Here is a 10,573-nt window from a genome sequence, read left to right as displayed (position 1 = left end):
TCACCGCCGTGGCCACGGCGGCCCTCATGGCCCTGCTGCCCCACGCCGCCCAGGCCGCGGACAGCTACCCCGACCCGCGCCCCGTGACCGGCCAGCGGATCATCCACGACCCCACCGTCATCCGCCTCGACTCGGGCGGCTACGCGGCCTATTCGACCGGCGGCGTCATCGGCGCCCGCCTCTCGAAGGACGGCAGGCAGTGGGACGACGCCGGCAACGCCTTCGCCGAGCCCCCGAGCTGGTGGTACGAGTACAACGACACCGGCGACCCCTGGGCGCCCGACATCTCCTACCGAGCCGGCCGCTACTGGCTCTACTACGCCGTCTCCTCCTGGGGCACCAACCACTCCGCGATCGGCGTGGCCACCTCCCCGTCCGGCCTGCCCGGCACCTGGACCGACCAGGGCAAGGTCTTCACCTCCGAGACCACCGACACCTGGAACGCCATCGACCCGGCCCTCGTCGAGGCCGACGGCAGGCTGTGGATGTCCTTCGGCTCGTACTGGTCCGGCATCCGCCTGATCGAACTGGACCGGCGGACCGGCAAGCCGAGCGCGCCGGACATCACCGTCCGCCACCTGGCCACCCGCCCCGACCTGCCGTACGCGGTGGAGGGCCCGTACATCGTCCGGCACGGCCGCCACTACTACCTCTTCGCCTCGTACGACGCGTGCTGCGCCGGCGTGAACTCCACGTACAAGATCAAGGTCGGCAGGTCCACGACGATCACCGGCCCGTACGTGGACAGCACGGGCACGCCGATGCTGGAGGGCGGCGGCGACCTGCTCCTGGAGGGCCACGGCAGGTACGTCGGCACGGGTGGCCAGTCGGTCTTCCGCGACCGGGGCCAGGACTGGCTGGCGTACCACTACTACGACGCCCAGGACGAGGGCACGCCCAAGCTCGGGCTCAACCGGCTGGTCTGGACGAAGAACGGCTGGCCCCGGGTGTCCTGAGAACGCGGAGCCCACGGGACCGGCCCGCGGGTCCCCGAACCCCTCGCAGACGCACCGCACCCCCTCGGAAGGAAAAGATGCGCACCGCCCGCTTCACCCTCGACCCCGCCTTCACCGTCGGCCAGGTCGACCCCCGCCTGTTCGGCTCCTTCGTGGAGCACCTCGGCCGCTGTGTCTACACCGGTATCCACGAGCCCGGCCACGCCACCGCCGACGAGGCGGGCCTGCGGCAGGACGTCCTCGACCTGGTCCGCGAACTCGGCGTGACGGCCATCCGATACCCCGGCGGCAACTTCGTCTCGGGCTACAAGTGGGAGGACTCCGTCGGCCCGGCGGAGAGCCGCCCGCGCCGGCTCGACCTGGCCTGGCACTCGACGGAGACCAACCGGTTCGGCCTCTCCGAGTACATCGCCTTCCTGAAGAAGGTCGGCCCGCAGGCCGAGCCGATGATGGCGGTCAACCTCGGCACCCGCGGTGTGGCCGAGGCCCTCGAACTCCTGGAGTACGCCAACCACCCCTCCGGCACGGCGCTTTCGGACCTGCGCGCCTCCCACGGCGACAAGGATCCCTTCGGCATCCGGCTGTGGTGCCTCGGCAACGAGATGGACGGCCCCTGGCAGACCGGCCACAAGACGGCGCAGGAGTACGGCCGGATCGCCGCCGAGACCGCCCGCGCGATGCGCCAGCAGGACCCCGGCGTGGAACTCGTCGCCTGCGGCAGCTCGGGCCAGTCGATGGAGACGTTCGCCGAGTGGGAGGCGACGGTTCTGCAGGAGACGTACGACCTGGTCGACCACATCTCCCTGCACGCCTACTACGAGCCACTCGACGGCGATGTGGACTCCTTCCTCGCCTCCGCCGTCGACATGGAGTCCTTCATCGAGAACGTGGTCGCCACCTGCGACCACGTCGGCGCCCGCCTGAAGTCGAAGAAGAAGATCAACCTCTCCTTCGACGAGTGGAACGTCTGGTACATGTCCCGCTGGCAGGAGCAGGCGACGACGTTCGCGCAGGACGACTGGCCTGAGGCCCCGCGCCTGCTGGAGGACAGCTACAGCGTCATGGACGCGGTCGTCTTCGGCTCGCTCCTCATCGCCCTGCTGCGGCACGCCGACCGCGTCGCCGTCGCCTGTCTGGCCCAGCTGGTCAACGTCATCGCGCCGATCATGACCGAGCCGGGCGGCGCGGCGTGGCGGCAGACGACGTTCTTCCCGTTCGCTCAGGCGTCCCGGTACGGGCGGGGCGAGGTGCTCGACGTCCGGGTGGACTCACCGACGTACCCGACGCAGAAGTACGGCGAGGCGGACCTGCTGCACGCCACCGCCGTCCGCGCGCAGGACGGTTCGGTGACGGTCTTCGCGGTCAACCGGAGCCGCGGCGAGGCGCTGCCCCTGGAGGTGGCCGTGGCCGGGCTCGGGGTCACGCGGCTGGTCGAGCACAGCGCGCTCGCCGACGCCGACCCGGACGCCCGCAACACGCTGGAGGACCCCGAGCGGGTCGCCCCGCACGCGGTGGACGGTACGGCGGTCACGGACGGGACACTGACGGCGACGCTGGAACCGCTGTCCTGGAACGTGATCAGGCTGGCCTGAACCGGAGGGTGCCGCCTGCCCCCACAATGTCCGTATGAGGATCTCGGCACGGGCGGACTACGCGGTGCGGGCGGTACTGGAACTGGCCGTACGGCAGGGCGGCGGCGACCCGGTGAAGGCGGAGACGATCTCCGCCGCTCAGGGCATCCCGCACAAGTTCCTGGAAGGGATCCTGGGTGACCTCCGGCGCGGCGGCATCGTCGAGAGCCGTCGCGGCGGAGGCGGCGGCTACCGGCTCGCCCGCGACCCCGCGCGGATCACCGTCGCCGACGTGATCCGCGCGGTCGACGGCCCGATCGTCTCCGTGCGCGGCGAACGCCCGACCGGACTGACGTACACGGGCACGGCGCAGCCCCTGCTGCCGCTGTGGATCGCGCTGCGCGCCAACGTCCGCAAGATCCTTGAGGGCGTCACGGTGGCCGACATCGCCGCGGACGCCCTCCCGGCCCCGGTCCGCGACCTGGCGGCGGAACCGGCGGCCTGGGAGAACCCCTGAGGCCTCCGGGCGCTACTGCTTGAGCTGCTCGGGGGTGTAGTAACCGGCCAGAACGTAGCTGTAGTTGGACTTGTCGACGCTCGCCGGCTGGAGCAGGTAGGCGGGCACGTCCTTGACGCCGTTCTTGTAGCCCCTTCTGTTGTTGATCCTCGGCGTCCTGCCCTTGAGCAGGTCGTCGGCCATGTTGGCGGCGACCGTGGCGAGTTCGCGGAGGTCCTTGTAGACGGTCTGCGACTGCTCTCCCGCGATGATCGACTTCACCGAGGCCAGTTCGGCGTCCTGGCCTGTGACGATCGGGAGGTCCTTGCCGTCCGGGCCGTAACCGTATTCCTTGACCGCGGCCAGGACACCCAGGGAGATGCCGTCGTACGGCGAGAGGATCGCGTCGACCGTCTTGCCGTTGTACGACTTGGACAGGATGCGGCTCATACGCTTCTGCGCGGTCGCCCCGTCCCAGCGCAGCGTGGTGACCTTGTCGAGCGAGGTCTCGCCGGACCGCACGACCAGCTGCTTGCTGTCCAGGTACGGCTGGAGCAGGTGCATCGAACCGTCGTAGAAGTACCTGGTGTTGTTGTCGTCGGGAGACCCGGCGAACAGCTCGATGTTGAACGGGCCCTTGCCGTCCTCCAGGCCGAGCTTCTCGATGATGAAGCGGGCCTGCTGGCGGCCGACCTGCTCGTTGTCGAAGGAGACGTAGTAGTCCACGTTCGCGGAGCCGAGGATGAGCCGGTCGTAGGAGATCACCGGGATGTCCGCGTCGGCGGCCTTCTGGAGCACGCCGTTCAGCGACTTGTTGTCGATGGCCGCGATGATCAGCGCGTCCACGCCCTGCTCGATCAGGTCTCCGACCTGAGCGACCTGCGCTTTCGGGTCGTCGTCGCCGTAGACCAGCTTGGTCTTGTACCCCTTGGTCTCCAGGTCCTTGACGACGCTCTTGCCGTCGGTGAGCCAGCGCTCGGATGCGCGGGTCGGCATGGCGATCCCGATGGTGCCGTCCGTTGAGCCGGAGCCGCTCTCGCTGGTCTCGCCGCAGGCGGAGAGGGTGAGGGCGAGGGAGACGGCTCCGGCGATGGTGCCCAGGGCGGCTCTTCGAGTGCGCATGGTGATCGTTCCTTGTTCTTCTCGTCGTTGAGGGGGGTCCCGACGCGCCGGTGTCGTACCAGGGGGATACCGGGCGTGTCGGACTGAACGAAGTGGGGACAGGTGCGGCGGTGCGGCCTGGCATCCGGGTCTCGTCGACGCTCGTGATGCCTGTGCCGGCCCGTGGACCTGTGGGTACGTCGGGCCGGGCCACGGTGTTCCGGCCACGTGAGCGCTGCTTCCGGTGCCCCGGTAAGCGCTTGCCCTCCGTTGTTCGAAATCTCGTCACATGGTCGGAATGATGGCGTGACCTTAGGAGGGAGTGTGAAGAGTGTCAACGGGTCGAACAGGATTGATTACAGAGGGCAGTTGGGGCGAGGGGAGAAAAGGGTTACTCAGGGATACCGGAGTGCCGGAGTGATCAGGGCGGGGTGAATGGCCGAAGTCCGGCCTGGCCGGGCCCGGATGGCCTCCCTACGATGCGAACGCCCCCGAGGCTTCACATCAACTCCATTGATTCTTCACAGAGTTGGTGTGCCGACCCCTCGGGCGCAGCCACCCCCCGACCCAGGGAGAGACCATGACAGGTGGGCTCCTTCTGAGCGGTGCTGTCGCCGCTCTCATCACCTCGGCCATACCCGCGCACAACCCGTCCTCGGGGTTCGTCGACCCGCCCCCGGACAAGATCGTCATCAACATCGCCACGGTGAACGGCTCCGGCTGCCCGGCCGGCACCGCCGCCATCGCCGTCTCCGAGGACAACACCGCCTTCACCGTCACCTACAGCGACTACCTCGCCCAGGCGGGCGGCAACTCCGACCCCACGGCGTTCCGCAAGAACTGCCAGCTCAACCTGGTCGTCCACGTCCCGCAAGGCTTCACGTACGCCATCGCCAGCGCCGACTACCGGGGCTTCGCCCTGCTCCAGCCGGGCGCCAGCGCCGTACAGCGGGCCTCGTACTACTTCCAGGGCTCGTCGAGCACGGTGTACAAGAACCACCCGATCTCCGGCGCCTACAACGACAACTGGCAGGCCACCGACAACACCGACTGGGCGCAGCTCGTGTGGGCGCCCTGCGGAGTCCAGCGCAACTTCAACATCAACACCGAGCTACGGGTCAACGCGGGCAGCTCCGCACCGGGCCGGGTCAGCTTCATGACCATGGACTCGACCGACGGCGACATCAGCACGGTGTACCACATGGCCTGGAAGGAGTGTCCGGGCAAGTAGAAGGCAGGGGCCGCCCGCGCACCTCGCGGGCGGCCCCGCGGTCACGCCCCCGCGCGCGCGACGAACTGGGCCCAGGCGGCCGGGAGGTGCTGGACCGTGACCCGCCGCCGGGAAAGACGGTGCGCGCGGAGGTGGACGTACCCGGCTGGCCAGGGATCGCGCGAAGAGTTGGTGCCTGACCGTCAGCGGGCAGCTTCCCGGATGCTGTCGATGATGCGGGTCCAGTTGTCCCGGCCGTGTCCGTTCTCGATCGCGCGCCGGTAGTGGGCCTGCACGGCGAGGGGGAGCGCGAGGTCGAGACCGATCGCCGTGCTGGTCTCGACGATGTGGTCGGCGGTCGCACCCATCATGGCGACCGTGCTGAGGTCGCCGGGGTGCTCTCCGGCGTCCAGCGCGGCGCCGGGGGTCTCTTCGCCCGCCCTCAGCATGGCGCCGATCGAGTCGGCGGAGGAGAGCAGCTCCGGCAGCGCTTCCGCGGCCTTCATCCCTGTGGTGCCGAGCATCGCGGTGGCGTGCATGAGCGCGGACAGGGTGGTGAGGAACACCGTGAGCTGGGCCTGGTACATCAGCTGGGCGAGGCCGGGATCCTGGCCCAGGTGCCTGGGGGTGCCGAGCGGCGCCAGCGTCGCCCGGTGCCTCTCCATCACCTCGTGGGGACCGCTGTAGTAGATGTGGGCCGCCTCGGTGCCGACCATCGGGGCGGGGGCCATGACACCGCCGGTGAGGAAGGCGGCGTCGTGGCCGGCCGCCCAGGTCGCCGCCTCACGGGTGCGTTCGGGGGTGTCGGAGCTGAGGTTGACCAGCGTCCGGCCGGCGAGTGAGGCGGTGGCGCCGTCGAGGATGTCGTACATCGCCCGGTAGTCGGTGAGGCTGAGGATCACGAGATCACTCGCTTCGACCGCCTCGGCGGGAGTCGCCGCGAGCGTCGCTCCGTCGGCGACGAGGCCGTCGGCCCGGCCCGCGGTGCGGTTCCAGACGGTGACCGGGTGGCCGGCGGTGAGGAGGGTGCGGGTCATCGCCTGGCCCATCGGGCCGAGACCGATCACGGTGACGGGGCTGTTCTGCCTGGTGGTGTGGTTCTGTCGTTCGTTCACCCGTTCATGCTCGATCAAGGCCGCTAACCTCGGAAGTACCTACTATTTTCTGCGGTACTTACCTTTTCGTAAGGGGGATCGGTGAGGGCGAAGTCGCCGAGAAGCGGGCCCTACATCTGCGGCATCGACGCGGGGCTCGATGTGGTCAGCGGCAAGTGGAAGGGGCTGATCCTGTGGGAGCTCGACACCCATTCCGTGCGTCGTTTCGCGGAGTTGCGCCGGGCTCTGTCCGGAGTGAGCGAGAAGATGCTGACCCAGCATCTGCGTGAGATGGAGGCGGACGGACTGGTGCACCGGAAGGTCTACGCCGAGGTGCCCCCACGGGTGGAGTACTCCCTGACCGAGCACGGACACACGCTCAACGAGGCGCTCGGCCCGCTCGGCGCCTGGGGAAATGACCGCTTGCGTCGCGAGGGCCTCGAAGTGACACCGGCGGAGATCCCGCAAGGGTAGGGGCGCACGGAGAGCCGGCGCCTGGCCGGCGGCCCCTCGGTGGCTCACCGGGTGCTGACGCGGGCCCCCTGACGCCGGAGCGCGCCGAGGACAACGCGTGGGTGGGTGAGCGCGGCCGGTCCGTCGACGAGCCCGGCGACGCGCATCAGCGCGTCCGTGACGGCGGGGTCCCGGGCGGCCGCGCGGTGCAGCCGGGTCACGTACGCGTTTCCCACGCGGGCGGTGAGTGGGCGAGGACCCTTCGCCCCGGCGTATTTGAGATCGCTTGTCGTGGAGAGGAACCACGGCCTGTCGACGATCCGCCCGACATCCCGCATGAAGGGCACGCTGCTCGGGGTGCCCCGTGCCAGATGTGCGCGCAGCGCCATCACCTCCATGGCCGCGACGGTCATGCCCTGGCTGTAGTTCGGGTTGAGACTGCACACCGCGTCGCCGAGCACGAGCAGTCGCTCGGGGAGGCGGGAGAGACGTTCGTAGTACCGGCGCACGCTCGCCGGGAAACGGATGGAAACCGGTTCCGTGAGCGGCTCGGCGTCGCGGATCCGGTCGTAGATGTCGGTGATGGGCAGGGACCTGGCGAAGGCGAGGAATCCGTCGGGATCGGTCGGCGCGTGGTCCCCGTGCATACCGGTCAGCGACAGGATGCACGTGTCGCGGTCGACCTGGCCGAAGAACCCGCCCCTCGGAGACTCGCGCGAGGCGATCGAGTTGATGAACTGCGTGCCGTCGAGCATCTCCGGGCGGCTGCGGTAGAGCCGCGTCGTGTAGGCCAGGCCGATCGTCATCCGCTGCTCGGCGGGCCGCTCGTACCCCAACTCCTCCAGCCACACCGGCGTGCGCGATCCGCGGCCGGTGGCGTCGACGAGTAGATCGGCGTACAGCTCGAACGCGTCCTCGGCGTCGCCTGCCGCCGCCGTCGGACGCAGCCGGACCCCGGTCACCCGTCCGCCGTCCGGTGTGGACAGGAGGCCGAGCAGTTCGGTCCGTTCGAGGAAGGTGACGTTGGGCAGTGCGGCCACCTTGGCGCGGAAGTACTCCTCGAGCACGGGGCGCCGTGCCGTCACGGACGACAGGCCGGTCCGCTTGGGCCGGAACCGCCGGGCGTTGAAGTACCAGCGCTGCTCGCCCAGGTCACCCACCGGAAGTTCCGCGAGCCGCATGTCGTCGAGCAGAGTGGGAAACAGTTCCTCCAGGATCTGGCAGCCGCGGGCGTGCAGCCCGTGGGCATGACCGCCCTGCGGAGTGCCGCGCCGCGGATCGCTCACGTTGATCACCTGATCGCGGTCCACGACGACGACTTCCCGGTAGACCTCCGAGAGCACCCTGGCCGCGAACGTCCCGGCGATGCTCCCTCCGAGCACCACGGCCCGGTCACCGAGGGGTTGGCGTGTCATGGCGTGATCTCCGCGAGCCCAGCGCTCCCAGGGGATCCCGCGAGAAGCGCGGTAGCGAGGCCGGCGAACCCGAGATCGATGGAGATCAACACCAGGAAGCGTGCCTTGCGCAACTCGCCCCGGTGCATCCCGTAGTACAGCTGGGCGAGTTGCAGCGCGGCCACCGGCGCACCGACCACCAGGAGAGCCTGGCTCAGCCGTGTGGTGGTGAACAGCAGCACGAGGAGCACCGCATGGGCCGCGACCAGCAGATGGACGACCACGGAGAACCACGGGGGCCGCAGGATGACGGCCAGGGTGCGGCGAAGGACGGCGGCGTCTCCCGCCCGGTCGGAGGCGTTTCCGTACGACACGACGAGCAGCAGCCACAGCCCGACCAGCGCACCCACGAGGAGCGCCTCGCGACTGACCCGTCCGGCGACGAACCAGTAGGGCGCGACCACGGTGTAGGCGCCGGTGAAGAAGATCGTCGTCTCCAGCCCCAGCGGGCGGTAACTCAGCTTGAGGCCGCACGAGTACTGGACGGCGAGGACCGGCACACCGAGCGCGACGACCAGGGCCGGCCCAGGCACCCGCCACTCCAGAAAGCCGGCAGAAAGCGCGATCGCGAGCATTCCGGCGACCCACGTGACAACGGCGAACCGAACCGCCTCCGAAACGGTCAGCGCACCGGTCAGCAGAGGCTTCCGCACCCTCGTCACCGGTGGCCGGCCCGCGTAGTTCTGGACGTCACTGCCGTTCAGGAAACCGCTGACGTCGTCGGCGGCCGACGCGCTCCACTGGATGGCCAGCGTCCCGGCCAGCATGAGGACCAGGGTGAGCGACGTACGGCCGCCGCTCACGAGACCGTCCGCCCGCAGGAGCAGCACGCCCAGCGCCCAGCCGTAGACGTAGTGGTACATCCGGGCCTTGCCGAGCCTGAGGTAACTGACGGCTTTCGGCCGCGGCCTGGGCGGGGCGTCAGCCGGTGCCGGTGCCTGAGTGACGGTCACGCGGCGACCTCGAGCAGCTGGAACGTGACCGGGACATCGCCGGCCCGGCGGATCGTCCGTTCCCGTTCGGTGATCCGGGCACCGGACTCGGCGGCCAGCGAGTGCAGCCGCTCGGCGTCACCGAGACTGTTGAACCCCAGGAACAGCCGGCCGGACGGGGTCAGCCGCGTCAGCCCGTCGCGCAGATACCGGTCGTGCGTCGCGTAACTCCGGTCGAAGATGGCGTACTGCATGGGACGCGTGTAGACGAACTCCTCGGGCGCGTGGATGACGTTGGAGTTCCAGAACACGACGTCGAACCGCTCCCCGGGCGCGAGGGCGTCGTACAGGTCGCTGTGCAGCACCCGCACCCGGTCGGCCACGCCGTGGCGCACCGCGTTCAGTGCCGTGTTGCGCACGGCCTCGGGATTGATGTCCAGCGCGGTGACCCGCGCGCACCCGGCCAGCGCAGCCATCACCGCCGTGACCCCCGCGCCGCAACCCACCTCCAGAAAGCTTCCGCTCACGGGGAAGGGCAGCCACCCGGTGAACAGTTCGGTGGAATCGGTGTGGACCGGAGCGAAGACCCGCGGAACGAGATCCCACCGCAACCCCAGCATGTCGAACTCCCGCGCCTCCCGCCCGCCGTCGTGCCGCTCCACCAGCCGCAGCCCGACGTCGAAGAGAGCTTCACCGTCAGGAGGAGGAGCGGGGGAATCAACGAGCGACGACGCATGGGGAATTGCCATGGAGGTTTCCTTAGGGAACGAGGAGGGTTCGGCGGTCTCACGTCTGCCACGCCGCACGCCGACGACGGGCGTGTACCGCATCGTCGTGGCCACGCGGGGCTCAACGATCTTGACCGGTCCGGGTTACCCACAGAATGTGCGGCAACCTTCACGTCGGCGGACCACGGCCGGCGACGAGGATCAGCGGTCCCGCCGTTCCGCCGGAGCGGTTGCTGCCGCCGAGCCCCCGACAAGCCGGGCCCTGTGCAGATCCCGGCCGGAGACGCGCCGTCGCCCCGGCGGATCGCCGGCCTGTATTCGCGGATCAGCGTCCGCCGAGGGCCCTCCGGCCCCCCGGCGCCCGGTGCGGAGGTCAGCGATCGACGCCCAGGGTGAGGGTTCCCGTGTAGCCCGTGGACGCCGTGCCGCTGAGGGTGAGGAGGCCCGAGGTGGCGCCGCCCTCGTCGTAGATGGAGTCCTGGGCGAGGGTGGTGCGGGTGACCGAGTTCGTCGAGTACGGGGTGACCCGGGCGACCGCGTCCGTGACCTTCTCGTCGAAGAACAGCTGGCCGGTGTGG

At 69.7% G+C, this 10,573-nt stretch carries 10 protein-coding genes and 1 pseudogene; 5 read left to right on the top strand and 6 right to left on the bottom strand.

Annotated elements, in window-relative coordinates; translation table 11 throughout:
• The first annotated feature begins 8 nt into the window (after window positions 1–8).
• From BZL64_RS25305 to BZL64_RS25295, 3 genes are all read left to right on the top strand, one after another.
• Window positions 9–956, top strand: a complete 948-nt coding sequence (locus BZL64_RS25305) for an arabinan endo-1,5-alpha-L-arabinosidase (protein WP_086771503.1) — start codon at window positions 9–11, stop codon at window positions 954–956.
• A gap of 77 nt (window positions 957–1,033) precedes the next feature.
• Entirely contained in the window at window positions 1,034–2,548 is a 1,515-nt protein-coding gene (arfA, locus tag BZL64_RS25300) for an arabinosylfuranosidase ArfA (RefSeq protein WP_086771502.1), read from the top strand.
• Window positions 2,549–2,582: 34 nt separating this feature from the next.
• A complete protein-coding gene (locus BZL64_RS25295; RefSeq protein ID WP_086771501.1) occupies window positions 2,583–3,044 on the top strand; it encodes an RrF2 family transcriptional regulator in 462 nt (153 codons plus the stop codon).
• A gap of 12 nt (window positions 3,045–3,056) precedes the next feature.
• On the opposite strand, the gene chvE is transcribed toward BZL64_RS25295, so the two are convergent.
• Complete coding sequence (gene chvE / locus BZL64_RS25290) at window positions 3,057–4,145, bottom strand: multiple monosaccharide ABC transporter substrate-binding protein (protein ID WP_086771500.1); 1,089 nt, start codon at window positions 4,143–4,145, stop codon at window positions 3,057–3,059.
• 559 nt (window positions 4,146–4,704) lie between these two features.
• Here chvE and BZL64_RS25285 point away from each other — a divergent pair.
• Window positions 4,705–5,355, top strand: a complete 651-nt coding sequence (locus tag BZL64_RS25285) for a DUF4360 domain-containing protein (RefSeq protein ID WP_086771499.1) — start codon at window positions 4,705–4,707, stop codon at window positions 5,353–5,355.
• 182 nt (window positions 5,356–5,537) lie between these two features.
• On the opposite strand, the gene BZL64_RS25275 is transcribed toward BZL64_RS25285, so the two are convergent.
• Entirely contained in the window at window positions 5,538–6,449 is a 912-nt protein-coding gene (locus BZL64_RS25275; protein ID WP_086771497.1) for an NAD(P)-dependent oxidoreductase, read from the bottom strand.
• A gap of 81 nt (window positions 6,450–6,530) precedes the next feature.
• On the opposite strand from BZL64_RS25275, the gene BZL64_RS25270 reads away from it, so the two are divergent.
• Window positions 6,531–6,902, top strand: a complete 372-nt coding sequence (locus BZL64_RS25270; protein ID WP_086771496.1) for a winged helix-turn-helix transcriptional regulator — start codon at window positions 6,531–6,533, stop codon at window positions 6,900–6,902.
• 44 nt (window positions 6,903–6,946) lie between these two features.
• Here the strand turns inward: BZL64_RS25270 and BZL64_RS25265 are convergent, their stop codons facing one another.
• From BZL64_RS25265 to BZL64_RS25250, 4 genes and pseudogenes are all read right to left on the bottom strand, one after another.
• A complete protein-coding gene (locus tag BZL64_RS25265; RefSeq protein WP_086771495.1) occupies window positions 6,947–8,296 on the bottom strand; it encodes an FAD-dependent oxidoreductase in 1,350 nt (449 codons plus the stop codon).
• Window positions 8,293–9,288 (bottom strand): UbiA family prenyltransferase, encoded by a 996-nt coding sequence (locus BZL64_RS25260; RefSeq protein WP_143663309.1) that lies wholly within the window; start codon window positions 9,286–9,288, stop codon window positions 8,293–8,295. The genes BZL64_RS25265 and BZL64_RS25260 overlap by 4 nt, the downstream gene beginning before the upstream one ends.
• Window positions 9,285–10,016, bottom strand: a complete 732-nt coding sequence (locus tag BZL64_RS25255) for a methyltransferase domain-containing protein (protein ID WP_086771493.1) — start codon at window positions 10,014–10,016, stop codon at window positions 9,285–9,287. Before BZL64_RS25255 ends, BZL64_RS25260 begins: the two co-directional genes overlap by 4 nt.
• Before the next feature lie 352 nt (window positions 10,017–10,368).
• Window positions 10,369–10,573 (bottom strand): annotated as a pseudogene (locus BZL64_RS25250) (intradiol ring-cleavage dioxygenase); the annotation flags it as partial.

It is taken from the genome of Streptomyces bobili, assembly GCF_002154575.1.
In the GTDB taxonomy this organism is placed as follows: Bacteria; Actinomycetota; Actinomycetes; order Streptomycetales; family Streptomycetaceae; genus Streptomyces; species Streptomyces bobili.
This window is presented reverse-complemented; position numbering and strand designations above follow the sequence as displayed.

What these genes read in the sequence shown, in the direction of transcription:
- arfA (WP_086771502.1), top strand. Translation starts at nt 1,034, where the DNA reads ATGCGCACCGCCCGCTTCACCCTCGACCCCGCCTTCACCGTCGGCCAG.
- BZL64_RS25295 (WP_086771501.1), top strand. Translation starts at nt 2,583, where the DNA reads ATGAGGATCTCGGCACGGGCGGACTACGCGGTGCGGGCGGTACTGGAA.
- chvE (WP_086771500.1), bottom strand. Translation starts at nt 4,145, where the DNA reads ATGCGCACTCGAAGAGCCGCCCTGGGCACCATCGCCGGAGCCGTCTCC.
- BZL64_RS25285 (WP_086771499.1), top strand. Translation starts at nt 4,705, where the DNA reads ATGACAGGTGGGCTCCTTCTGAGCGGTGCTGTCGCCGCTCTCATCACC.
- BZL64_RS25265 (WP_086771495.1), bottom strand. Translation starts at nt 8,296, where the DNA reads ATGACACGCCAACCCCTCGGTGACCGGGCCGTGGTGCTCGGAGGGAGC.
- BZL64_RS25255 (WP_086771493.1), bottom strand. Translation starts at nt 10,016, where the DNA reads ATGGCAATTCCCCATGCGTCGTCGCTCGTTGATTCCCCCGCTCCTCCT.